Genomic DNA, 24,376 nt, shown 5'->3' on the forward strand with positions numbered 1-24,376 from the left:
CTCCAACGGGGTGCACCGGCCTTCGACGTGCCCGGGAGGTACCGCTGCGGCCGCTTATTGGAGTGGCCGCCCGGCCATCCGCTCCAGCCTGGCGATCCGGTCGCGCATCGGCGGGTGGGTGGCGAACAGCTTGTTGATTGTGCCGCCACGGAACGGGTTGGCGATCATCAGGTGCGACGCGTTGACCAGCCGCTGGTCCTGCGGCAGCGGCGCAATGCCGACGCCGCGCTCAATCTTGGTTAGGGCCGAGGCGAGTGCCAGCGGATCGCCCGTCAGCTGCGAACCGTCCTCGTCGGCGTCGTACTCCCTGGTGCGGGAGATGGCCATCTGGATCAGGGATGCCGCAAAGGGCGCCAGCAGCGCCAGCGCGATCATTGCCAGCGGATTGGCGTTGCGCCGGTCACCGCCGCCGAAGAACAACAGCATCTGGCCCACCGAGGTGATAACGCCCGCGACGGCGGCGGCCACGGACGAGGTGAGGATGTCCCGGTTGTAGACGTGCATGAGTTCGTGGCCCAGGACGCCGCGGAGTTCGCGCGCGTTGAGGAGTTGCAGGATACCTTCGGTGCAGCAGACGGCGGCGTTCCGGGGGTTGCGGCCAGTGGCGAACGCGTTCGGACTCATTGTGGGCGAGATGTAAATGCGCGGCATCGGCTGGTTCGCTCGGGCCGAGAGCTCCCGGACCATCTGGTAAAGCTGGGGCGCCTGAGCCTCCGTGACCGGGTAGGCCTGCATTGAGCGGATGGCGATCTTGTCGCTGTTCCAGTAACCGTAGGCTGTGGTGCCAACGCCTACCAGCGCCATGATCCAGATAGGCGCCGAACTGCGCGTCCCCGCACCGATCAGGGCCCCAAGTCCCAACAGCACGGCCCACAGCACGCCAAACAACGCCGCAGTCTTCAGTCCGTTGTGGTGCTTGTGCACGTTTATACCCCTTTGCCTGTCTGCTGTTACAGCTCCTGTCTTCTGTTACAGCTTAAGAAACTGGGCAGCGTGCGGCGGAGTTCCGTCCAGCCGCTGCAGCCTGGCACGTTCCCGGCGCCGCCGTCTTCGCACAGGTTTTTCGCTCTTTTCGCCTTCCCGCTCGAGGTTAGCCAACCCTTATTGTGAGATATTCATAATAAGTGCTTCAATGGAGCCATGACGGAGCACACTGACGGCCACGAAGACTGGTCTGCAGCCCTGCGCGCCCACGGACGCCGGGTGACGAAGCAGCGGCTCGCCGTACTCTCCGCCGTCGAACGCCACCCGCATTCCCCGGCCGAAAGCATTCTGGCGGCGGCCCGCGCGGAGCTCCCCGAGTTGACCGCGCAGTCCGTGTACGTGGTTCTCGGGGACCTCACGGACCTGCATATGCTGCGCCGCTTCGAACCCCCGCACTCCCCTGCGCTGTACGAGACCCGGGTTGGCGACAACCACCACCACGCCATCTGCATCAGTTGCGGCCGCGTGGAAGACGTGGACTGCGCAGTGGGGCACGCCCCCTGCCTCACGCCCCACTGGGATGAAAACTCCAAGCCCATGACTATCCAGATCGCCGACGTCATGTACCAGGGCATCTGCCAGGACTGCCAGCAGTCCCAACAACTTTCTTCTGATCGTCCCTAGTAAGTACAAAGTAATAGGAGAACAATTGACTGCCATTTCGACGACCCAGTCCGGTGCGCCGGTTACGTCTGATTCGCATTCGAAGTCGGTTGGTGCCGATGGTGCCATCATTCTGACCGATCACTACCTGGTGGAGAAGCTGGCCCAGTTCAACCGTGAGCGGGTGCCGGAGCGTGTGGTGCACGCCAAGGGCGGCGGTGCGTTCGGCACGTTCAAGACCACCGGGGATGTTTCGGCCTACACCAAGGCCGCGTTCCTGCAGCCCGGTGTCGAGACCGAAATGCTGATCCGGTTCTCCTCCGTCGCCGGCGAAAACGGCTCCCCGGACACCTGGCGGGACCCGCGCGGTTTCGCCGTGAAGTTCTACACCTCCGAGGGCAATTACGACCTGGTGGGCAACAACACCCCGGTGTTCTTCATCCGCGACGGGATCAAGTTCCCGGACTTTATCCACTCCCAGAAGCGCCTGCCCGGCTCGCACCTGCGCGACGCGGACATGCAGTGGGACTTCTGGACCCTGTCCCCCGAATCCGCACACCAGGTCACCTGGCTCATGGGCGACCGCGGCCTGCCCGCGTCCTGGCGCGAAATGCAGGGCTACGGCTCACACACCTACCAGTGGATCAACGAAGCCGGCGAGCGGTTCTGGGTCAAGTACCACTTCCACTCCAACCAGGGCGTCAAGAACCTCACCAGCGAGGAAGCAGAAGCCCTGGCCGGGTCCGACGCCGACTTCTACATCCGCGACCTGCACGAGAACATCGAAGCCGGGAACCTGCCCTCCTGGGACCTGCACGTGCAGGTCATGCCCTACGAGGACGCCAAGACCTACCGGTTCAACCCGTTCGACCTGACCAAGGTCTGGCCCCACGCGGACTACCCGCTGATCAAGGTCGGCACCATGGAACTGAACAAGAACCCGGAAAACTACTTCGCGCAGATCGAACAGGCCACCTTCGCCCCGTCCAACTTCGTGCCCGGCATCGCCGCGTCCCCGGACAAAATGCTCCAGGCCCGCATCTTCTCCTACGCCGACGCCCACCGCTACCGGGTCGGCACCAACCACGCCCAGATCCCGGTCAACCAGCCCAAAAACACCGTCCACAACTACAGCCAGGACGGCGCAGCCCGCTACCACTTCAACGCCCCCACTGTTCCGGTGTACGCGCCGAACACCATGGGCGGACCGGCAGCTGTTGAACCGCAAAACCCCGCCGGCGGCTGGGAAAACGACGGCGAACTGACCCTCGCCGCGCACTCCCTGCACGCCGAGGACAGCGACTTCGTCCAGGCCGGCACCCTCTACCGCGAGGTCTACGACGAAGCAGCCAAGGCCCGCTTCCTCGAAACCATCACCGGCGCCGTGGGCGGCGTCAAGAGCCCCGGCATCAAAGAACGCGCCATCCAGTACTGGACCAACGTCGACGCCGAACTCGGCGCCAAACTCCGCGCCAACCTCGGAGCAGCCTCCCTCACCGAAGCCGAGGCAGCCAACAAAATCGGCTAACCCCACACCCAACCAAACCAGCACAGAACCGCCCCGCCACAACACCCGTGGCAGGGCGGTTCTTTCGCTTTCCACATAGCTGAACCTGCCGTGGTGGGAAGAAGGCCAGCTTCCTAGGATCGCTGTATGACTACCTTCCAGGGAATACCTGCCGGTGCTTTCGACTTCTACGCCGAATTGCAGGACAACAACAGCCGGGACTGGTGGCTGGAGCATAAGGAGAGCTACCAGGCGCTGGTCCATGATCCGCTGGCTTCGCTCCTGGCCGAGCTTGAGCCCCGGTTCGGGCCGGGCCGGCTCTTCCGCCCCAACCGGGACATCCGGTTCTCAAATGACAAGTCCCCCTATAAGACGGCACAGGGCGCCTTCGCCTCGGTGCAGGAGGGCGTGGGGTACTACCTGCAAATTAGTGCTGACGGCCTGCTGGTGGGCGGCGGCTGCCATTCCCACTCCCCCGCCCAGCTGGTAAGGTACCGGAACTCCGTAGATGCTTCCGGCACCGGCGATGCACTGCGGCAGATTGTCGACGCCGTGTCCGCCGCAGGCTTTTTGGTGGAGGGCGAGAAGCTCAAGACGGTGCCGCGTGGCTACGCGCGCGACCATCCGCGCGCCGAGCTCCTGAAGTACAAATCGCTGGCAGCGAGCCTTAGCCTTGGCCGGCCGGACTGGCTGGACAGCCCTGCCGCCGGGCAGGAGATTTCCGGGCTGTGGGAGGCGTTGCGCCCGCTGGTGGATTGGGTGGGCAGGCACGCCGCTCCGTGACAACCGGCCTGCCCGGGCCACTCCGTGTTTCCCATCTGGGGCTTCAGGCCTCCTGTGCTGCGGCCAGGCGGCTTTCAAGGTTGTTGAAGAAGACCGAGAGCATCAGCTCAAAGGCTCTCGTGGCCGCCTCAGGTTCATTCATGACCACGAAATCGAACTGCAGGCCGTAAAAGGTGGACGTGAAAAGGCGGGCGTCGGTATCAGCGTATTCCTCGGGAATGCCCTGCACCATCAGCCAGTCGCGGGTCTTGTGGTGGAGCATCCGGAAATGCTCCTGCGACGTCCCCCGCGGTTCAGCCGCCACGATGTCCTGGGCGGTTGCCTCGAATTCAAGCCGGGTGAGGTGACGGTTCCGCTGCGCCATGGTCCACTGCCACGAGACGAGCAGGAATTCGCGCCAGGCGGCGCGGTCGATGTCGTGCACGTCGGTGTTCCGCATCCGGTCAAGCCGGGACTCGATGGACACCACGATGTCGTTGATCAGCTGTTCCCGGTTCCCGAAGTGGTACACCAGCACATACGCGCTCATGCCCAGCCCCTCGGCGAGGCTCCGGAACGTCAGCTCAGCGAGGGTCTTGTCCATCAGGTAGTCGAGGATGGCAGACAGCAGTTCGGCTTTTCGTTCGGGTCGTGTCTGGCGTGCCATATGTTAATCCTAAAAGCCGGCGGTGTCCGGCCCGGCAGGCGAATGCCCGCCCGGGCAGGCCCGGACGGGCATTCGTGGGGAGCCGTCAGGCCCGCGTACGCTCTTCCTGGTCGACGGTCAGCGGCACGGCAGCAGCGCCGTTGACGGCAGTGCTGGCCTCGCTGAACCGGTCGTTGAGGCGCGAGTGGCGCTGTCCATAGGCGAAGTAGATTGCGATGCCAATGGCGAGCCAGACGGCGAAGAAGATCCAGGTCTCCACTGCCAGGTTGGTCATCAGGTACAGGCACAACACAGCGGACAGGATCGGAAGGACCTTCCCGAAGGGGACGCGGAAGGCGGGCTTCAGGTCCGGCCGCTTCTTGCGCAGCACCAGGATGCCCAGGCTGACCACCACGAAGGCGGACAGGGTGCCGATGTTGATCATTTCCTCGAGCAGGTCCACGTTGGTGAGTCCGGCTACAAGGGCAACGGCGGCACCGCAGATGATCTGGAGACGGGCCGGCGTGGCGTGCTTGTCGCTGGTGCGGGACAGCGCCCGGGGCAGGAGCCCGTCCCGGCTCATCGCCAGGACCACGCGGGACAAGCCCATCAGCAGGACCATGATCACCGTGGTCAGGCCCACAAGGGAGCCGAACGCGATGATTTTTGCTGCCGAGGTATCCCCGACTGCTTCAAAAGCTGTGGTCAGGGTGGGGCTTTCGGCCTCAGCAAGCTGGGTGTAGGACACCATGCCGGTCAGCGCCAGGGACACCAGGATGTAGAGCAGGGTCACCAGGGCAAGGCCGCCGAAGATGCCGCGCGGCAGGGTCTTCTGCGGGTTCTTGACCTCCTCGGCAGAGGTCGCTACGACGTCGAAACCAATGAAGGCAAAGAACACCAGCGCCGCGCCGGCAAAGATTCCCAGGGTGCCGTACTGGGCAGGGGCTGCCCCGGTGAGGAAACCAAAGAACGACTGCTTCAGCACGTCCGCGCTGCCCGTGCCGCCGGTGGGTTCGGCCGCGGGCACGAAGGGGGTGTAGTTTTCAAACTTTACGTAGGTGAAGCCCACCACGATCACGAACAGGACGACGCCGATCTTGATCAGGGTGAAGATGTTGCCCACGCGGGCGGAGAGCTTGGTGCCGAGCACCAACAGCACGGTGAAGACGGCAACAATGAGGAACGCGCCCCAGTAAAGGTCAACGCCGCCCAGCGAAAGGGCCGGCGGGATGTCGGCGCCCATGAGCGCGAACACCTTGCTGAGGTAGATGCCCCAATATTTGGCGATGACCGCGGCGGCGGTGAACAGTTCGAGGATCAGGTTCCAGCCGATGATCCAGGCGAGGAGTTCGCCCATCGTGGCATAGGTGAAGACGTAGGCGGAGCCGGCCACGGGGATTGCGGTGGCGAACTCGGCGTAGCACATAATGGCGAGCGCGCAGGTGATGGCGGCGACCGCAAAGGACACCGTTACGGCTGGGCCGGAGAAGTTGGCTGCGGCCTTGGCACCGACAGAGAAGATGCCCGCGCCGACAGCGACGGCGACGCCCATGATCATGAGGTCCCAAGTGCTGAGGGAGCGCTTGAGCTTGCGTCCGGGTTCATCGGAGTCAGCGATGGACTGCTCGATGGATTTGGTCCGGAGAAGGTTCATAGGGGATCACAATCCTGATTTGTGATGGAAACAGACCTGTCAACGATAGTGTCCATACAGTGGACGGCCACAATCGTCCCGAATAGTGAGACCGGTAAAACGCCGAAGGTTGTTCTGCAAACAGCACTTGGGGCCCTCCGCAGGAGAGCCCCTAGTGCTTGAATGGCGAATTGCTTAAGTTGGCCAGTCCATCAGGGCGGACCGGATGAGTTAGCGCTTGCCTGGGATGGTCGCCACTCCAGCCGGGCGCTGCAGTCAACTGCACAGCTGTGGTCAGGAGCGGGAAATGCGGATCATTTCCTCCCGCGGAACCACCTTGATCCGCTCGCGGACCACGTGGTCCAGGCCGCCGGGTCCCGTCCAGGCTGCGCCCAAACCCGCTTCATGGGCGTCGAGCTTGTTCCAGCCTTCCCACGTGGTGTACTCGATGCCGCGCTCCTCGAGCAGGTCGATGATGGCCTGCGGATCCGGGTTCTGTGCCGGCGGCAGCATCAGCCGGTCCTCCAGCAGGAAGCCGATGGTCTCAAGGGCGTCGCCCTTGGTGTGCCCGATCAGGCCCACCGGGCCGCGCTTGATCCAGCCTGTGGTGTAGATGCCGGGGACCGGTTTTCCATCGACGTCCAGGACCCGGCCGCCTTCGTTGGGGATGACGCCGCGCTTGGCGTCATACTCCAGCTCGTCCAGCGCCGAACCGTGGTAGCCGATGGCCCGATACACCGCCTGGACCGGGTACTCGATGTACTCCCCCGTACCCTTCGCGTTACCGGTGCCGTCAAGCTGCATGCGCTCAAACTTGATCCCGCCCACTTTGCCCGTGCCGTCGTCGAGCACTTCAACGGGGCTGTGCAGGAAGTGCAGGTGCAGGCGGCGGGAGGACGGGTTCTCGGACTCGGCGTGCTCCTCCACCAGCCAGTTGGTCAAGGTATTGACCATGGTCTTGATCTGGTTGTTGCTGCGGATGGCGTCATCGGAGGCTTCGTCGAACTCGAAGTCCTCCGGGTACAGGACAATGTCCACGTCATTCATGTGGCTGAGCTCGCGCAACTCCAGCGGCGTGAACTTCACCTGCGCCGGGCCGCGCCGGCCGAACACATGCACGTCCGTCACGGGTGAGGATTTCAGCCCCCGGTAGACGTTGTCCGGGATCTCGGTGCTTAGCAGCTCCTCCGGGTGCTTCACCAGCATGCGCGCAACATCCAGTGCCACATTGCCGTTGCCGATCACGGCAATCTCCTTCGCGTCCAGCGGCCACTCGCGCGGAACGTCCGGATGCCCGTCGTACCAGGACACAAAGTCCGCCCCGCCAAAGGACCCGTGCAGGTCGATGCCCGGGATGTTCAGGTCAGCGTCCTTGACCGCCCCGGTGGAGAAGATCACGGCGTCGTAGAAGGCACGGAAATCGTGCAGGGTGAGGTCCCTGCCGTACGTCACGTTGCCGAGGAAGCGGATGTCCCCGCGGTCCAGCACCTTGTGGAGGGCATTCACGATCCCCTTGATGCGTGGGTGGTCCGGTGCCACGCCATACCGGATCAGGCCGTAGGGCGCGGGGTAGGCCTCAAAGAGGTCGATACTGACTTCGAAGCCCCCGTCCTTGACCCCGCTGGACTTGGTGAGGATGTCCGCAGCATAGACGCCCGCCGGTCCTGCCCCCACAATCGCGACGCGCAACGGGCGGGTGGAAGCTGGTTCGCTGGAGTTGGTCACAGTCCCCAATTCTAGGCCTCAGCCGCTCTTGGCCAGCGGAACCACGTCCCCTTCGCGGTACAGCAGCGCCCGCAGCTCCGCCTCCGCCGAGTCCGGCCGCTTCGGATCGATGGTTTCGCCCTCGTGGTAGTGGTCCACCACCCGGGGATCCACGTAGCTCTTGCGGGCAATGGACGGCGTGTTCCCCAGCACCTCCGCGGCGTCGATCATGGCCCGGCTGATGGCACGCTTCCGCTTCGCGACGGTCTTTTGCGGACCGGTGCGGGCCAGGCTGCTGGCAGCTGCCAGGGTGCCCCGCAGGGTGCGGAAGTCCTTGGCGGTGAAGTCGGACCCGGTGCGTTCCTTCACGTAGGCGTTGATGTCGGCACTGGTCACAGGCCGCCAGGTCCGCCCCTCCTTGTACGCCAGCAGCCGGGCGTTTGGGCCCCGGCGCTTGAGCAGGCGCAGCAGGACTGCCAGGTCGGCGTCCCGGATTTCCGATTCCCAGTCCTTGCCGCTCTTGCCCGGGAACCGCAGCATGATCCGGTCCTTCCGCACCTGCACGTGCGCGCACAGGAGCGTCGCCAGCCCCCGGCTCCCGTTCTCGTTCGTATACCTCTCGGACCCGACCCGGAGCGAGCCGCTGTCAAGCATGCGGAAGGCTCCGGCCAGGACGCGGTCCCGGGTGAAACCTTCACCCCGCAGGTCCATGGTGACGCGGCGGCGGGCGGCGGGCAGCGATTCGGCCAGCTGCAGGGACCTGTCGAACTTCAGCCGGTCCTTCCGCGCACGCCATTCCGGATGGTAGATGTACTGGCGCCGGCCAACGCCGTCCACACCGGTGGCCTGGATATGGCCGTTTTCGAAGGGAGCTATCCAGACGTCCGTCCAGGCCGGCGGGATGCCGATGCTTTCCAGCCGTTCGCGGACGGGCCCCTGCGGCACGGTGGAACCGTCCAGGTCCCGGTAACTGAACCCCTTGCCAGAGGCGATCCGGCGGTATCCGCGGCCTGAGGCGTTGCTGCGCCGGAGCCTCATGGTTCTGCATCCGGATGGTATGCACGTGTCATAAAAGCAAGGCTACTGACTATTTGCCGGTTTTGAGGCGTGCTTGCTTGGAATACCTGTTTAGCGGCTGATGTTATGGGTTTCGTGCCCTTCCCCAATCGCTCCCCCTCCAGTTCCCCGGCCCACGATGCGGCCCCAGCTTCTTCCAGCGGAACGGGCGCCGGCCGCACTGCCGCCGCAGCTGCGCCCAAAGCCGTCGATAAGGACACGACGGCGGGAATCCTGTTCGGCATCGGGGCGTACGGGCTCTGGGGGCTGCTCCCGCTGTACTTCTTCGTGCTTATGCCCGCGGGCGCCGTCGAAATCGTAGCCAACCGCGTGGTCTGGTCCCTTCTCTTCTGCGCCCTGCTGATCACGGTGACCCGTGCCTGGCCGGCCCTGGTTGCCGCGTTCCGGGACCGGGCGGTATTCGGAACCCTCGCCCTCGCCGCCTTCCTCATCGCCGTCAACTGGCTGACCTACACCTACGGCGTGACCACCAACCAGGCCGTGGAAACCTCGCTGGGCTACTTCATCAACCCGCTGGTGTCCGTCCTGCTTGGAGTCCTGGTCCTCAAGGAAAAGCTGCGCCCGCTCCAGTGGGCCGCCGTCGGAATCGGCTTCGTGGCCGTGGGCGTCCTGACCTACTCCTACGGCAAGCTGCCATGGATCGCCCTGACCCTGGCCTTCAGCTTCGGCCTCTACGGCTTCGTGAAAAAGCGCGTGGGGCCCAAGGTCGATGCGGTGACCAGCCTGAGCGTGGAAACCATGGTGCTGGCACCCTTCGCGGCAGTCACCATGGTGGCCCTCGCCCTTAACGGATCGGCCACCCTCACCAGCCAGGGCGCCGGGCACTTCTGGCTGTTGCTGGCATCCGGCGTGATCACCGCGGTGCCGCTGGTCTTTTTCGGCGCTTCGGCGCGCCGGCTGCCGATGACCACCATCGGCCTGCTGCAGTATTTCGCTCCGGTCCTGCAGTTCATCGTGGCGCTGGTGGTGTTCCGCGAGGCAATGCCCGTGGAGCGCTGGATCGGTTTCGGGGTGGTGTGGCTGGCCCTGCTGGTCCTGACCGTGGACATGCTGCGAACCGCGCGGAAGCATGCGGTGGCCCGGAAAGCCGCACTGCACCCGGCCGGCTGACGGGCCTGGCCCGCTGAAGGCGAAAACCAGGAAGGCGGACCCAGCTGATGCTGAGTCCGCCTTCCTGGCGTTGCCGGAGGGAGTCGTTCCGGTTAAGCGTTGGCCTTGATGGCTGCCGCCAGGACGTCCAGGCCGTCGATGAGGAGTTCATCGGTGATGACCAGCGGCGGCAGCAGGCGGATGACGTTGCCGTAGGTGCCGCAGGTGAGGATGATGACGCCTTCCTTCAGGCAGGCGGCGGCAACAGCCTTGGTCAGTTCCGGGTTCGGTTCCTTGAACCCTGACCGCACCAGTTCGATGGCCAGCATGGCACCGCGGCCGCGGACGTCACCGATCACGCCGTTGCCGGCGCCGGCCAGCTCGGCCTGCAGTTCACGGAGGCGGGAGGTGGCCAGGGACTCGATGTGGCGGGCGCGCCCGGCCAGGTCGTATTCCTCCATGGTGCCGATGGATGCCAGGGCCGCGGCACAGGCTACCGGGTTACCGCCGTAGGTGCCGCCCAGGCCGCCCGGGTGGACGGCGTCGAGCAGGTCCGCCCGTCCGGTGATGGCGGACAGCGGCATCCCGCCGGCGATGCCCTTGGCCAAGGTCATGATGTCCGGGACAACGCCTTCGTGCTGGACCGCGAACCATTCGCCGGTGCGGCAGAAGCCGGACTGGACTTCGTCAGCAATGAAGACAATGCCCTTTTCCTTGGCCCAGGCGGCCAGCGCCGGGAGGAAGCCTTCGGCGGGGACGATGAAGCCGCCCTCGCCCTGGATGGGCTCGATGATGATCGCGGCAACCTGGTCGCCGCCGATCTGCTTCTCAATCATGGTGATGGCCCGCTTGGCGGCCTCGGCACCGGTGATCTCCGGGTTTTCCTCGCGGTACGGGTAGCTCATGGGCATGCGGTAGACCTCCGGCGCAAAGGGGCCGAAGTTGGTCTTGTACGGCATGGCCTTGGCGGTCAGCGCCATGGTGAGGTTGGTGCGGCCGTGGTAGGCGTGGTCGAAGGCGACGACGGCGTCGCGCCCGGTAGCAAGGCGGGCCACCTTGATGGCGTTCTCCACGGCCTCGGCACCAGAGTTGAAGAGGACGGTGCGCTTCTCGTGGTCGCCGGGGGTGAGGCGGTTCAGCTGCTCGGCGACTGCGACGTAGCCCTCATAGGGCGTCACCATGAAACAGGTGTGGGTGAAGTGCTCCACGGCTTCCTTCACGGCGCCCACGACGGCGGGATCGGACGCGCCCACGCTGGTCACCGCGATGCCGGAGCCCAGGTCGATGAAGGAGTTGCCATCGACGTCCTGGACGATGCCGCCGTCGGCGTCTGCCACGTAGACAGGAACGCCGGAGGCGACACCGGCAGCGACGACGGACTTGCGGCGCTCAGCGAGGGCGGCGGACTTGGGGCCGGGGAATGCGCCGTTGATGGAGCGCTTCTGCTCCAGCCGGTAGTTGAGTTCGGGTGCGGTGGTGGTCATGGGGGTTACTTTCTTAAGAGTCGAGGGCGGACATCACGTGCTTGATGCGCGTGTAGTCCTCCACGCCGTACATGGAGAGGTCTTTGCCGTAGCCGGACTGCTTGAAGCCGCCGTGGGGCATCTCGGCGGTGAGGAGGATGTGGGTGTTGATCCAGACGGCGCCGAAGTCCAGGTCGCGGCTCAGGCGCATGGCCGTGCCGTGGTTGGACGTCCAGACGCTGGAGGCCAGGGCGTATTCGACGCCGTTGGCCAGTTCAACGGCCTCTTCCTCGGTGCTGAACGTCTGCACCGTGATGACCGGGCCGAACGTTTCCTTCTGCACCACGTCGTCGGTCTGCTTTGCGCCCGTGATGATGGTGGGCTCGAAGAAGAAGCCCTTCTCCCCCGCGCGGTGGCCGCCGGTTTCGATCCGGCAGTTGGCCGGCAGGTTCTCCACCACCGATGTCACGGCGTTGAAGTGGTTCACGTTGTTCAGCGGCCCGAAGTAGTTGTCTTCGTCGTTCTGCGAGCCGGTGTGCAACGTGCGGGTGTGTTCCACCATCGCGGCCACAACGTCGTCGTGCACCGATTCCTCCACCAGCACCCGGGTGATGGCGGTGCAGTCCTGGCCGGCGTTGAAGAAAGCGAATTCGGCGATGGCCGCCGCGCTCTTCTTGATGTCCGCGTCCTTGAAGACGATGGCAGGTGCCTTTCCGCCAAGTTCCAGGTGGGCCCGCTTGAGTCCCTTGGCTGCGCCGGAGGCCACGGCCACGCCGGCGCGGACGGAGCCCGTGATGGAGACCAGGCCGGGGACCTTGTGGTCTACCATCATGGCACCGGTTTCGCCGGTACCCAGCACAACGTTCAGGACACCCGCCGGGAAAATGTCCTTGGCCAACCGGGCCAGGACCAGGGTGGATTCGGGGGTGGTGTCCGAGGGCTTCAGCACTACAGTGTTGCCGGCGGCGAGGGCGGGGCCGATCTTCCAGATGGCCATCAGGAACGGGTAGTTCCACGGTGCCACCTGGGCTACCACGCCGATGGGCTCGCGGCGTACGTAGGAGGTGTGGCCCTCGAAGTACTCACCGGCGGATTTGCCTTCGAGGATGCGGGCGGCGCCGGCGAAGAAGCGGAGCTGGTCTGCGCCGGCAGCGATCTCTTCGGATGCAATCAGGGAACGGACCTGGCCGGTGTTGCGGTGCTGTGCTTCCACCAGTTCATCGCTGTTGGCCTCCACGGCGTCGGCAAGCTTGAGCAGCATCAGCTGCCGCTGGCCCGGGGTGACGCGCTTCCAGGTTTTGAAGGCCTCCTGCGCGGCGTTCATGGCAGCGTCAACGTCGTCCTGCACCGAAATGGGCGAACGTGCCACCACTTCCCCGTTGGTCGGATTGACCACGTCCAGCAGCTTGGTGCCGGCAGGAGTGACGAACTCTCCGTTGATGAAGTTCTGCAAGGTTTGGACCACGGTGTGCAACCTCTTTCGTAGGGGCCATCAGCGCCGGAGCGGATATGGACCAGGGCGGATGGATGGAACTGGTTTGAGCCTATGCCAGCACCCCTGCCCAGTGAATAGCCACCTGCACACCCTTCCTTCCGGTATTTAGTGCGCTTGTCCAGCTCCCGTTTATCCTTGATCCATGGCCATTTCCCTCGCTGCCCTGCTGGGCGTGAACTCCTTGAAGCTGTCCAGGGCGGGGGTGGCCGAGACCACCTGGCACCACGACATCAACTGGGTGGCAGTCACGGAACTGGAGGATCCGCAGCGGTTCCTCAACGGTGGCGAACTGGTCCTGACCACCGGGCTGCGGTTGCGCTCCGCACCCGAGCAGCGCCGGTTCGTCCGCCAGGTGCAGCGGGCCGGCGCAGTGGGTATCGGTTTCGGCGTCGGGCTTTCGCACGAGTCGGTGCCGCCGGCGCTGCTGGCAGAGGCCAACAGGTGGGGCCTGCCCGTGGTGGAAGTCCCCTACGAAACCCCCTTCATCGCCATTACCAAGCTTGTTGCGGATGCCCAGTCCGCGGACCACTACGCCAAGCTGGAACGGCTGATTGCCGGGCACCAGGTGCTGGCCCGGGCGCTGCTCACCGGCGGCGGGCTGGCGGAGCTGCTGAAACACCTCGGCGACATGCTCCGTACGGACATCGCACTTACCCAGTTCACGGCGCAGCTCTACAACAGCAGCAAGGAAGCGCCGACGGCGGAGTCCTGGTCCTCCTACCCCATCCCCACCGGCCGCCGTGACGCCTGCACGCTGTGGGTCCGGCAGCCGTTCGAGGACACCGGAATCATCGGCTACGCGCAGAACCTGATCAGCGTGGAACTGAACAACATGGTCAAGCAGCGGCAGGCCCAGCGCGCACTGTGCGGGCAGGTGCTTGAAGACGTCATCCACGGCGCGCTGGAAACCAGTGAAGCCCAGCGGCGCCTGGCCGGCGTGGGCATCAACAGCACCCGCAAGAACGTGGTGCTGCTGGCTGTGTCCGCAGCCCATACCAAGGCCCTGGGAAGCACCGCGGTGCCGCGCGACCTCGAAAACGCCGTTGCCGCCGTCGTGGGCAAGGACCTGGTGCTGGTCGTCAATGACGACGGCGGGGCGGCGCCGGCCCTGGCGCGGAAGCTCAGCGACCACCTGGCCGAGGCCGGCATCCACGCCACCATAGGCATCGGCGGTGCCTACACAAAGCCGAACGGCCTGCGCTGGAGCTACTTCGAAGCCCGGGACGCGGCAAGCCACGGCCTCCCGGTCAACGAGCCGGAGCGGCTCAGCCTGACGTCGCTGCTGCTGGCCAGTGAGGATGTGCCCCTTGCGGACATGGCGCATGAATCGCTGAACCCGCTCCGCACCTTCGACGCCGCCCACGGCTCCGAGCTGATGGCCACGCTGGAAAGCTACCTGAACAACAACGGCTCGGTGGCAGCGGTGGCCGAGCAGCTCACGCTGCACCGCAACACGGTCCGTTACCGGCTGGCCCAGATTACGGAACTGACCGGCTACGATCCTGCCGTCACGTCGGACCGGGTGCAGCTGTGGCTGGCCTTGGCCGTTGCCCGCCTGACCGCGCGGCAGGGCAAGTAGCCTTCAAAGTACGCCGCCGCGCAGCAGGTCGCGGGACTTCTTGCGGGCTTTCCGGTACTTCGCCTCGGTGTCGGCCATCAGCTCCTCCTGCCGCTTCAGAAGCGCTGCATAGGCTTCCGCCGTCGCGGGCCGGTCCAGGTCCGGGCCCAGGCCAGCCAGCAGGTCCCGGGCCAGGACGGCGTCGTGGAAATCGCCAAGGATCTTCTGCTGCCGGTGTGCAGCCTTGGCAACCTTGTCCGCCCGCTTGCCCTTGAGGAGCGCTGCCGATTCAGCCACATGCCGCAGCCGCTTGGCATTGATCCGGACCCGGTGGAGGCCGTTCTCGTGGTCCCTGCCATGCCGGGCATGTGACGCGGCCTTGTGCGAGCGGCGCAGCCGCTTTGCCGCCTTGTCCACGGCTTTCGAGGCAACACGTTCGCCCGGAGGCACGGTTTCCATCCGGACTGGCGGGTTGTCGCGGAATTCCTCGAGGCTGTCCAGAAGCCGGAAGTAGCGGTCCGAGCGCAGCGCATCCTGGAGCCGGCGGTAGCCTGCGTCGTAGGCCTCACCGGTGTGGCGCTCCACCCGGTCCCGGACAGCGTCCGTGCCCTGACGGGGCGCGAGCTCGTCAAGGTGACCATTCAACCCGGCCAGCAGCACTTCGGCGTCCCGTGGATCACCGAGCAGATGCCCCAGCCATCGCAGCTCGTCCCGCAGCCGGCGCACCGGCGCTGGACGGTAGAGCTTGCGGTAGGCGGCAAGGACTGAGCGGATGCGCCGGGCAGCGGACCGCATGCCATGCACCCCTTCCGGCTCTTCCAGCCGGATGGCGGCATCCTTGGCAAGGATCTCCTCGATGTGAGGACTGATATAGGCGGTGACGACAGCAGCCGCAGGAGCCTGTTTCCCTGTCAGCAACACCGTGGCGCTTACCTCCCCGCTGTCGGTTCCGCCGCTGTCCGCCACGTCCCGGGCCGCCGTTCCGAGGGCTTTGGCAAGCTTGGAGGCGTGGCCGGCGGGGCGGGCGCCGGCGGCCAGCAGGAGCTTTTCGGCGGGAGCGAAGAGTGCGGCGTCGCCGTTGACCAGCTCCAGCTCCCACTCGCGCCACTCCTGCGTACGGCTTTCCGCCGTTGGCTCCGCGTCGTCCTGTCCTGCCAGCCGTTCCGCCCTCACGTGGTCGTCCGCCAGGTCCGCAAGGTGATCGCCATTTTCCCCATACAGGGGGTGGCTTGTGCGTTTGGTATGCAGCCGCACCACCGGGGCCAGTCCAACGCCGCGCAGGTACGCCTGCACCCGGGCCAGGAGGGCCTCGGGCACGACGTCGGCCTGGCCAAGGGGCGCGTGCACCTCGCGGCGTTGCTGGGGTTCTTCTCCTTGCGGCGCAGATTCGGGCGGCAGCTTGAGGTGCCAGCCGGCATCCGTTCCGCCCGAGCGGCGGCGGAGGGTGATGCGCCGGGAAGCCAGGATGTGTCCGGGAGTATCGAAGTAAACGGCCTCCAGCTGCGCGGTATGGGGCTTCCCCACCCGCGCCACCCCGGGAAGGTCTTCCAGCCGCGGCACCTTGGCGTCAGGGCCGACGTCGTACTTCTTTTCCACCTCGAGAGCCTGGGAAGCTGCCACAGCCGTCCTTCCTTCCGCCGCATTTGCCTGCACCCGGCGCTCCGCACCCGGCGTAGGAAGTCTATTGCCCGCCGGTGCCGTGCAGGGAGAGCTTGCCCACAAAAGGCTAAACATCAAACGTCTAACCTTTACGCTTGGGAGTATGCCCGCCACTCCACCTGCCTCCACTCTTGCCCCGAACACCAGCCCCTCCCGCACTGCCCGCACCGGGGCATCGGCCGCCGTCGTGGACGCGGCAGGGCAGCGGCAGGACGTGCGCGAAAAGCCACGGACCGCCGTCGTTTTCGGCATCGTGGCGCTGGTGTTGATCGGGCTGAACCTGCGCGCCGGCATCAGCGGCGCGTCGGCACTGCTGCACGACCTCCAGTCCGTGCTTGGGTACGGGCCTTTGGTGGCGGCGGTCATTCCGTCCATTCCCACCTTGTGTTTCGCCCTCGCCGGCGCGGGCACGTCGTGGCTTACGGGCCGGCTGGGCGTGGAGAAGGCCATCCTGCTCGCCCTTGCCCTGCTGGCCGGCGGGCTGCTGCTTCGCGGTATCCCCGCCACCGGCATGCTGGTGGCCGGCAGTGTGGTTGGCATGTCCGGCCTGGCCGTGTGCAACGTGGCCATGCCGTCCTTCATCCGCGAGCATTTCGCTTCGCGGACCTCCCTGATGACGGCCGTTTATACGGTGACCATGACCACGGGGGCAACCGTGACGGCCGTCGCCGTCGTCCCCCTGGCGCAGGTGCTGGGGTCTCCGTCCGCCGCCGTTGGCACCATCGGGATCACCGCCGTCGCCGCTTTCCTGGGTTTCCTTCCCGTGGTGCTGCACGCGCACCGCAACAGCCGGCGCAACGCCGCCGTGCATGTCTCCCCGTGGCCCCTGCTGCGGACCCGCAAGGGGCAGCTGCTGACCGCGATCTTCACCCTGCAGGCCCTGCTCGCCTACGCGCTGCTGAGCTGGTATCCCTACATGCTCACCACCCTCGGGCTGAGCGCATCGGACAGCGGCCTCATGTTCGGGCTGATGCAGCTGGTGTCGGTGCCGGCCGGCATGATCCTGATCGCCATCGGTTCCAGGCCGCGGATGCTCCGCCCTGCCTTCTACCTGGTGAGCATGGTCATGGTCCTGGGTTTGGCGGCACTGCTGGCGCTGCCCGTCCAGCTGGCCTTCGTCTCCGCCGTACTGCTGGGCTTCGGGCTGGGAATCTTTCCGCTGGTCATGGTGATGATCAGCCGCAGCGGAACGAACACCGCCGAAACCACTGCGCTGTCCACACTGGCCCAGTCCTCCGGCTATTTGCTGGCGACGGCGGGGCCGTTCGGAATGGGCCTGCTGCACGGTGCCACAAGCGGCTGGACACTGCCGCTTGTGCTGCTGCTGGCGCTGGCGCTGGTCCAGGTGGTGGTGGCGCACCTGATCACCGGCCCCGCCATGACTGGCAAAAGCCGGGAACGGATAAAGTAGGACGCCATGGCACTGAGCCCCTCCACCCGCCCGCCGCTGGCCGACGAAGTCACCGCGAAGCTGCGCGCCATGGTGCACTCCGGCGAGTGGCCGCTGAACCAGCGCATCCCCTCCGAAACCGAACTGATCGCCGGGCTCGGGGTTTCCCGGGGCACCCTCCGCGAAGCCGTCAAGGCCCTCGCGCACAGCGGCATGCTTGAGGTCCGCCGCGGCGACGGCACCTACGTGCGCGCCACGAGCGAAATCTCCGGCGCTGCCCGGCGAATGTACCAGGACCACACGGACCAGCACATCCTGGAAGTGCGGTTGGGACTGGACACGCAGGCGGCGCGCCTGGCAGCCAGGAATGCAACGGCCGACGACGTCGCTGAGTTGCGTGCGCTCCTCACCACCCGGGAGCAGGCCTGGAAGGTCGGCGACCTGGAAGCCTGGGCGCGCGCCGACTGGGGGTTCCACGAGCGGGTGGCGCAGGCCTCGAATAACCCGTTGCTGCACGAGCTTTACGCCAGCTTTGGCACCGTCTTCCACCAGGATCTGCTCGCCCAGCAGGGCAGGCCGGGCTTTGACGGCCTCCCGGCCGAAGGGCACAGCGTGCTGCTCCAGGCGATCGAACAGCACGACGAGGAGGCCGCCGTGGCCACCGTCAACCGGAACCTGAACTCCTGCGCGGAGTGGCTCAGCTCCTAATCGGTCAGTAGGCTTACTATCTGACGTAGGTAGTAAGCCTGCCCGGCACCCGCGGGCAGGCGCCGCCGATGATGAGGAGTTCCCATGGCGCGATCAACACGCCTGACCGAACACACGTTAGGCAACAAGCCCCCGGAGCTGCACAGGGAGGCCGCGCCGGAGGCGACGGAAAGCGGCGTTGCCCGGCAGGGTGCGCCCCTCGGCGCATCCACCAGCGGTGGCGTCTCCGGGCAGGACAGGACCAAACCGCCGGGCGCTTTGTGGGCCGACGGGCTGGGGAGGGTGGGGATCCGGGCTGCCCAGATCCTTCTGATCCTGACCGTGGCCGTGGTGTCCATCTACGGGCTGATGCAGATCAAGCTCCTGGTCATCCCGGTCCTGATCGCGCTGATCCTGGCCGCGGCGATCGGCCCGTTCGTGAACATGCTGCGGCGGCGCGGGGTGCCCGGCGGCCTGGCCACCGGCATCGCATTCATAGGGCTCCTGCTGCTGCTCGGCGGCGTTTTCACCGTGATCTACTTCTCCGTCCGCAACCAGTGGGGCGAGCTGGCAGCGCAGGCTTCCTCCGGACTGGATGAGCTTGAACAGTTCCTCCGCACCGGGCCTATTCCGATCGACCAGGAGCAGTTGGGCCAGGCCCGGCAGGCCATCATTGATTTCGCCACCAGCAGCCAGGTCCGCTCGGGAGCGCTTACCGGTTTGTCCGTGGTCACCGAGTTCCTCGCCGGCACCGCCCTGATGATTGTCATCCTGTTCTTCTTCCTGAAGGACGGGGCCAAGATCTGGAACTTCTTCCTGCGCCCCTTCAAGGGCCGCCGGGAAGCCAAGCTGCGCCGGGTGGGCAGCAGGACTCTTGAGGTGCTGGGCGGGTACGTTCGCGGCACCGCCATCGTGGCTTTGGTGGACACTGTGGCCATCGGCGCCGCGCTGCTGATCATGCAGGTTCCGCTGGCCTTTCCGCTGGCGATCATTGTCTTCATCGGCGCCTTCATTCCACTGGTGGGTGCCACGGTGGCGGGCATCCTGGCCGCGCTGGTGGCCCTGGTGGCCAACGGTCCGGTGGTGGCACTGATCGTGGTGGCCGTGGTAATCGCCGTCAACCAGCTGGAAGGCGACCTCCTGCAGCCCATCGTCATGGGCAAGTCGCTGCAGCTCCACGCCCTGGTGATCCTGATGGCGCTGACCGCCGGCACCATCCTCGCCGGCATTGTGGGGGCGGTGCTGTCCGTGCCGCTCGCCGCGGTAACCTGGGCCATCATCCAGGTCTGGACGGCGGAGGACCCCAACCTGGAGGACATGAATCCCGACCTAGCGCCGGCGGGAAGCACATCCGTCTAACCCGGCCGAAGTTCTGGGGAGGGGCAGCACGACGACGGTCCGGCACCTGGGTGCCGGACCGTCGTCTTTGCTGCTGGTCACCGCCGGAAAGGCTAGCGGCGCAGGCCCTCGAACACGTTCTTGGGCCGCTGCATCTCACCGTGCTTGGCGCCGAGGATGATCACCAGGCCGGCAAAGGCGGGGATGATCCACTGCAGCGTCTTGAGCTGCTGCTGCGCTGCCTTCAGCTCCTCGGAAGCGCCCGGACGGGGCTCGGTTGCGCCCTCAGATCCCTCTTCCGCAAGCTTCTCCACCTTCTTGCCGAGGATGCCGGAGTACAGGGTCACTGCGGCGCCTGCCACCGTCACTGCAGTCTTAACCGCCGTATCCCGGGCAACGCCCTCCTGCTTTGCAATGCGGCCCTTGTTTTCCCAGGCGATGGCCAGGTCGGCCACCAGGTGCGAGGCAAACGCGGCCGTCTGGATCGGCGCCCACTTCATCCAGCCGGCGCTGGAAAGCCGGGTCCGCTCGGAAGGGTCCCGAGCTTCCGCCGCCGCACCGTTCAATCCGATGGCACCCATCAGGGATCCGCCGAACCATGCCGCCGCCGTCAGATCGTGGACTGACCGGGCAATGAGATTTCCTGCCATGATGTGCATTCCTTACGTTGAACTGGTTTCGGGATGCCGCTGCCGCGGACTTTGGTTTCCGTGCCCCTGAGGTCAAGGTGCGACCATGGTAAGCACACTTACTAATGTTACGAAAGCCCGTCTTTGAGCCGGCCGAACGCGTAATATCGTGGCCATGGGAAACACAGGGACATTGTTCGGCTGGGCCTTCGGGGACCCGGCCAGGGAAAGCGAAGGCACGTACGTGGACGGGCTCCAGCGCGAGGCGCTCCGGAATGCCCGGGAGACGGCGGAAGCCAAGGGCGTGTCCGCCGTGGCGGGCTCGGAGGTGTTCACTGTGTTGAGCGGGGACGATTCGCTGGTGGAACTGGATAACGCCCCGGGCAGGCTGGTGGTCCGCTGCACCATCCACGTCGAGGGACCGGGCGCGGAAAAGCTGCGTGCCGAAGGGCCCATGAACGGTTGAGCGATGTCCGACGGGGAATCAACCCTCAGCCAGGCTGCGGACGTCATCGAGGAGGCGTCCAACCACAAAATCCTGGACGTCCTCGCACGGGCCGGCTTCGCGGTCATGGCCCTGCTGCACGTCATCGTGGGAGCCATCGCCCTTGCCGTTGCATTCGGCCAGCCGGGCGACGCGGACGCCACCGGTGCCATCGAGCAGCTCGCCGCCAATCCCTGGGGCCCCGCCGTCATGTGGGGGTGCGTCCTGGCATCCGGCGGCTTGTCCCTGTGGCAGGCAAGTGAGGCAACGCTCCGCATGCGCGGCAAGCCCAGGAAGGAACGGGTCTCCAAACTCATCTCTTCCGGGTTTCTGGCCGTCGCCTACGGCAGCGTCGGCTTCACCTTCGCCAACTTCGCCGTCGGCCTGCGCGGCGACTCAGGTGACAGCACCCGCGACTTCAGCGCGTCCCTCATGGCCAACCCGCTGGGCCAGTGGGTCCTGGTAGCCCTGGGCCTGACGATCATCGGAATCGGCATCTACTTCATCCATAAGGGGGCGCGGCGGGGCTTCAAGGAAGAGCTTTACCACTTTGAGGGGACGCGCCGCGGCAGGATCATTGACTCTCTTGGCGTCATTGGGCACATCGCCAAGGGGGCAGCGCTCAACCTCACCGGGCTCCTGTTCGTCATCGCTGCCGCCAAGCACAACCCGGAAGAATCCACCGGCCTCGACGGCAGCCTCAAGGCCCTGCGCGACCACGCCTTTGGCCCGTATCTGCTGGTTGCCATCGGTGCCGGCTTCATCGCCTACGGCATTTTCGCCCTGATCCGCTCCCGCTTCGGCCGTATGTAGGTCGGCGGCTTTTCGGGGTAGGTAACAAGCATGACGCAGCTGACAAATGACCAGACGTCCGACCGCGGCATTGCGGCGGGCCTTTCGGTGGCGGCGGGACAAGCCTTTGCCGGGCTCTTCCGCCTGCTGAAGCTCGTCCGGCCGGACCGGCCAATCCATCCCCAGGGTTTGGGCCTCACCGGGGAGCTGACCCGGACCGGCAACCCCTTCGAACCCAGCGGCATTGGATGGCTTGACTCACCCGGGCTGGATACCGTGGAGGCCCGGTTCTCGCGTTCTGCCGGACTGCCGCAGGTCCTGCCGGACGTCCTGGGGCTCGCCCTCCGGGTCACGCCGGGCGATGCTCCGGGGCACGGACCGACGGACGTGTTGTTCTCCTCGACCGGCTGGCGCGTTCCGGGCAGGTTCCTGCTGCGGCCCCGGCTCGACGTGGACGGCGCCACCATGACCACCCTCATGCCGTACCGCGGCAGCAGCGGCCCCGTGCTGCTGGGTTTGCGGACCCTCAGCCTGCCGCCGGGTTCGCTCTCCGCCGGCGAATGGGTGCTCGGCCTGTACTGGGCCCGGCCCACCGGGCGCTGGCGGCCCTGCGGGGAACTCCGGCTACATGCCGGCGCCGCTCCTGGGGACACTCCCCTGCGCTTCAATCCGCTGAAGAACCAGCCGCCGGGCGCAGAGGCCTACCTTTGGACCCGCCGGCTGCGGGAGGGTTCCTACCTCGCCGCCCAGCGGAAGGCGCCCGCGGCCGTCGGACGTTTTGCCGAACACCAAGCCTCCACCACTGCAGAAGGAAGGAACACCATGTCCACCGTGTCCAAGCTGCTCAACTCCCCCGCAGCCGACGTCTGGCGCGTCCTTTCCGATGGCTGGCTGTACTCCGGCTGGGTGGTGGGCGCGTCCCGGATCCGGGCCGTGGACGACACCTGGCCGCAGGCGGGGGCCCGGCTGCACCACTCGGTGGGCGCCTGGCCGTTCGTCATTGACGACAGCTCCAGGGTGACCCGCACCGAGCCGAACCGCAGGCTGGAGCTGGTGGCACGCGGCTGGCCGATGGGTGAAGCCAAGGTGGAGATTACCCTCGAGGACCGGGGCGACCAGTGCCTGGTGACTATCGCGGAGGACGCGATCAAGGGGCCAGGAAAGCTGGTCCCCAAGGTCCTCCGCGACGCCACCATCAAAGTACGTAACCGCGAGACACTGCAGCGGCTGGAGCTGATGGCCGCGGGCGGCGCGGGAAGGTAGCCGCCAGCAGGTTTAAAGCGATGAAGCGCGGAACCGGTGGTTCCGCGCTTCATCGATGGCTCCTAGACCTGGGCGGCTACGCCGTCGCGTGAGATGTCCACCATGTCCTCGCGCGGCACAACCTTGATGCGCTCACGCTTGACCTCAACACCGTGCGAACCGCCGGCCTCGGTGGCAGCGGCGCCCAGGGCGAGCTCGTGCGCGTCGAGGGCCAGCCAGCCCTCCCAGCTGGTGAACTTCACGCCGCGGGAATCCAGCAGTTCGACGACCGCCTCTTCGGCGGGAACGCTAGCCACGGGAAGGTTTTCGCGGTCTTCCAGCAGGTAGGTCACGGTCTCCAGGGCGTCACCCTTGGTGTGTCCGATCAGGCCCACCGGGCCGCGTTTGATCCAGCCGGTGGCGTAGACGCCCGGCACGTGGGTGCCGGAGGCATCCAGGACGCGGCCGCCGTCGTTCGGGATGACACCCTTGGTGTGGTCGAACTCGATCTCCGGCAGGGCGGAACCGAAGTAGCCAATGGCGCGGTAGACGGCCTGGACCGGGTAGTCGATGAACTCGCCGGTGCCGCGGACGTTGCCGGTACCGTCCAGCTCGGTGCGCTCAAACTTGATGCCGGCCACCTTGCCGGGGGTCCCGGCGTCGTCGTAGATTTCCACCGGGCTGTGCAGGAAGTGCAGGTGCAGGCGGCGGGAGGCCTTGAGTTCGGACAGGTCCTCGGGCTGCTCGGCGATCCAGTTGGTAAGCGTGCCCACCATGGTCTTGGTCTGGTTGTTGGTCTGGATCTGGCGGTCCGATTCCTCGTCGAACTCGAAGTCCTCGGGGTAGAGGATGATGTCCACGTCGTGCGAGTGGGACAGCTCGCGCAGTTCCAGCGGAGTGAACTTGACCTGGGCGGGGCCACGGCGCCCGAAGACGTGCACGTCCGTGACGGGCGAGGCCTTCAGGCCCTGGTAGACGTTGTCCGGGATTTCGGTGACCAGCAGGTCGTCAGCATGCTTGGACAGCACTCGTGCCACATCCAGCGCCACGTTGCCGTTGCCGATGACGGCGATTTCCTTGGCGTCCAGCGGCCATTCGCGCGGAACGTCGGGGTGGCCGTCGTACCAGGAGACAAAGTCGGCGCCGCCGAAGGAACCTTCGAGTTCGATGCCGGGGATGTTCAGGTCCGCGTCCTTGATGGCGCCGGTGGCGAAAATGACGGCGTCGTAGTGGGTGCGCAGGTCCTCGATGGTGAGGTCCGTGCCGTAGTCCACGTTGCCGAAGAAGCGGATGTCACCGCGGTCCAGGACCTTGTGCAGGGCGTTGACGATGCCCTTGATGCGGGGGTGGTCCGGGGCCACGCCGTAGCGGATCAGGCCGTAGGGTGCCGGGTAGCGGTCGAAGAGGTCGATGCTCACGGTCAGCTCGCCGCTCTTGACGGCTTCGCTCTTGGTGAGGATGTCCGCGGCGTAGACGCCGGCCGGGCCGGAGCCCACAACGGCGACGCGCAGCGGACGTTCGGCAGAACCTACGGTGGTGCTTGATGACACGGCTGTGTTCCTTTTCTTGGGTCCGGCCCAACTAGGTAGCAGTAACTGTCGTTTTGAGGGTTCATAACGACAGTTACTGCTACC

General features: G+C 66.0%; 21 protein-coding genes. 11 read left to right on the top strand and 10 right to left on the bottom strand.

All coding sequences use genetic code 11. The features are described from left to right. Positions 1-54: 54 nt before the first annotated feature. Positions 55-924, bottom strand: coding sequence for a zinc metalloprotease HtpX (htpX, locus tag ACLH0K_RS13060; RefSeq protein ID WP_411373988.1), 870 nt, complete (start codon positions 922-924; stop codon positions 55-57). Between the two features lie 216 nt (positions 925-1,140). Between htpX and ACLH0K_RS13065 the strand changes: the two genes are divergently transcribed. The 3 genes from ACLH0K_RS13065 to ACLH0K_RS13075 all read left to right on the top strand — a co-directional run bounded on the left by ACLH0K_RS13065 (position 1,141) and on the right by ACLH0K_RS13075 (position 3,877). Continuing rightward, positions 1,141-1,608 carry a Fur family transcriptional regulator gene (locus tag ACLH0K_RS13065; protein ID WP_411373989.1) on the top strand — a complete coding sequence of 156 codons (468 nt, stop codon included), beginning with the start codon at positions 1,141-1,143 and terminating at the stop codon, positions 1,606-1,608. Positions 1,609-1,633: 25 nt separating this feature from the next. Beyond that, on the top strand, positions 1,634-3,115 hold the full coding sequence (locus ACLH0K_RS13070) for a catalase (protein WP_411373990.1): 1,482 nt from the start codon (positions 1,634-1,636) through the stop codon (positions 3,113-3,115). Positions 3,116-3,241: 126 nt separating this feature from the next. Further along, positions 3,242-3,877 (top strand): DUF2461 domain-containing protein, encoded by a 636-nt coding sequence (locus tag ACLH0K_RS13075; RefSeq protein WP_411373991.1) that lies wholly within the window; start codon positions 3,242-3,244, stop codon positions 3,875-3,877. A gap of 43 nt (positions 3,878-3,920) precedes the next feature. Here ACLH0K_RS13075 and ACLH0K_RS13080 read toward each other — a convergent pair whose 3' ends face one another. From ACLH0K_RS13080 to ACLH0K_RS13095, 4 genes are all read right to left on the bottom strand, one after another. Beyond that, the gene (locus ACLH0K_RS13080; protein WP_411373992.1) at positions 3,921-4,523 is read right to left on the bottom strand and encodes a TetR/AcrR family transcriptional regulator; all 603 of its coding nucleotides are present in this window, start codon (positions 4,521-4,523) and stop codon (positions 3,921-3,923) included. Between the two features lie 85 nt (positions 4,524-4,608). Continuing rightward, a complete protein-coding gene (locus ACLH0K_RS13085; RefSeq protein WP_411373993.1) occupies positions 4,609-6,156 on the bottom strand; it encodes an amino acid permease in 1,548 nt (515 codons plus the stop codon). 273 nt (positions 6,157-6,429) lie between these two features. Continuing rightward, a complete protein-coding gene (locus ACLH0K_RS13090) occupies positions 6,430-7,860 on the bottom strand; it encodes an FAD-dependent oxidoreductase (RefSeq protein WP_411373994.1) in 1,431 nt (476 codons plus the stop codon). A gap of 18 nt (positions 7,861-7,878) precedes the next feature. Further along, positions 7,879-8,877: a DNA topoisomerase IB gene (locus ACLH0K_RS13095; protein ID WP_411373995.1), complete on the bottom strand. Its 999-nt coding sequence runs from the start codon at positions 8,875-8,877 to the stop codon at positions 7,879-7,881. A gap of 105 nt (positions 8,878-8,982) precedes the next feature. Here ACLH0K_RS13095 and rarD point away from each other — a divergent pair, with 105 nt between their 5' ends. Further along, entirely contained in the window at positions 8,983-10,026 is a 1,044-nt protein-coding gene (rarD, locus tag ACLH0K_RS13100) for an EamA family transporter RarD (protein WP_411373996.1), read from the top strand. Between the two features lie 92 nt (positions 10,027-10,118). Here the strand turns inward: rarD and gabT are convergent, their stop codons facing one another. Together gabT and ACLH0K_RS13110 are read right to left on the bottom strand one after the other, a co-directional pair. Continuing rightward, complete coding sequence (gabT, locus tag ACLH0K_RS13105; protein WP_411373997.1) at positions 10,119-11,489, bottom strand: 4-aminobutyrate--2-oxoglutarate transaminase; 1,371 nt, start codon at positions 11,487-11,489, stop codon at positions 10,119-10,121. A 13-nt stretch (positions 11,490-11,502) separates the two neighbouring features. Beyond that, on the bottom strand, positions 11,503-12,933 hold the full coding sequence (locus tag ACLH0K_RS13110; RefSeq protein WP_411373998.1) for a gamma-aminobutyraldehyde dehydrogenase: 1,431 nt from the start codon (positions 12,931-12,933) through the stop codon (positions 11,503-11,505). Positions 12,934-13,105: 172 nt separating this feature from the next. Between ACLH0K_RS13110 and ACLH0K_RS13115 the strand changes: the two genes are divergently transcribed. Next, positions 13,106-14,542 (top strand): PucR family transcriptional regulator, encoded by a 1,437-nt coding sequence (locus ACLH0K_RS13115; RefSeq protein WP_411373999.1) that lies wholly within the window; start codon positions 13,106-13,108, stop codon positions 14,540-14,542. 3 nt (positions 14,543-14,545) lie between these two features. Here the strand turns inward: ACLH0K_RS13115 and ACLH0K_RS13120 are convergent, their stop codons facing one another. After that, entirely contained in the window at positions 14,546-16,141 is a 1,596-nt protein-coding gene (locus tag ACLH0K_RS13120; RefSeq protein ID WP_411374000.1) for a CHAD domain-containing protein, read from the bottom strand. A 142-nt stretch (positions 16,142-16,283) separates the two neighbouring features. On the opposite strand from ACLH0K_RS13120, the gene ACLH0K_RS13125 reads away from it, so the two are divergent. The 3 genes from ACLH0K_RS13125 (at position 16,284) to ACLH0K_RS13135 (ending at position 19,616) form a co-directional block, all read left to right on the top strand. Then, positions 16,284-17,591, top strand: coding sequence for a CynX/NimT family MFS transporter (locus ACLH0K_RS13125; protein WP_411374001.1), 1,308 nt, complete (start codon positions 16,284-16,286; stop codon positions 17,589-17,591). Positions 17,592-17,597: 6 nt separating this feature from the next. Next, positions 17,598-18,278, top strand: a complete 681-nt coding sequence (locus tag ACLH0K_RS13130) for a FadR/GntR family transcriptional regulator (RefSeq protein ID WP_411374002.1) — start codon at positions 17,598-17,600, stop codon at positions 18,276-18,278. Positions 18,279-18,362: 84 nt separating this feature from the next. After that, positions 18,363-19,616: an AI-2E family transporter gene (locus ACLH0K_RS13135; RefSeq protein WP_411374003.1), complete on the top strand. Its 1,254-nt coding sequence runs from the start codon at positions 18,363-18,365 to the stop codon at positions 19,614-19,616. A gap of 92 nt (positions 19,617-19,708) precedes the next feature. Here the strand turns inward: ACLH0K_RS13135 and ACLH0K_RS13140 are convergent, their stop codons facing one another. Next, on the bottom strand, positions 19,709-20,245 hold the full coding sequence (locus ACLH0K_RS13140) for a hypothetical protein (protein ID WP_411374004.1): 537 nt from the start codon (positions 20,243-20,245) through the stop codon (positions 19,709-19,711). Between the two features lie 154 nt (positions 20,246-20,399). On the opposite strand from ACLH0K_RS13140, the gene ACLH0K_RS13145 reads away from it, so the two are divergent. Genes ACLH0K_RS13145 through ACLH0K_RS13155 form a run of 3 tightly spaced genes read left to right on the top strand, consistent with a single transcriptional unit; the run spans position 20,400 to position 22,763 of the window. Then, a complete protein-coding gene (locus ACLH0K_RS13145) occupies positions 20,400-20,690 on the top strand; it encodes a hypothetical protein (protein WP_411374005.1) in 291 nt (96 codons plus the stop codon). A gap of 3 nt (positions 20,691-20,693) precedes the next feature. Continuing rightward, positions 20,694-21,521: a DUF1206 domain-containing protein gene (locus ACLH0K_RS13150; RefSeq protein WP_411374006.1), complete on the top strand. Its 828-nt coding sequence runs from the start codon at positions 20,694-20,696 to the stop codon at positions 21,519-21,521. Positions 21,522-21,551: 30 nt separating this feature from the next. Next, the gene (locus ACLH0K_RS13155) at positions 21,552-22,763 is read left to right on the top strand and encodes an SRPBCC family protein (RefSeq protein WP_411374007.1); all 1,212 of its coding nucleotides are present in this window, start codon (positions 21,552-21,554) and stop codon (positions 22,761-22,763) included. A 62-nt stretch (positions 22,764-22,825) separates the two neighbouring features. Here ACLH0K_RS13155 and ACLH0K_RS13160 read toward each other — a convergent pair whose 3' ends face one another. Then, positions 22,826-24,292, bottom strand: a complete 1,467-nt coding sequence (locus ACLH0K_RS13160; RefSeq protein ID WP_411374008.1) for an FAD-dependent oxidoreductase — start codon at positions 24,290-24,292, stop codon at positions 22,826-22,828. Positions 24,293-24,376 lie beyond the last annotated feature (84 nt).

The organism is Arthrobacter sp. MPF02, from assembly GCF_046605375.1.
Classification (GTDB): Bacteria; Actinomycetota; Actinomycetes; order Actinomycetales; family Micrococcaceae; genus Arthrobacter.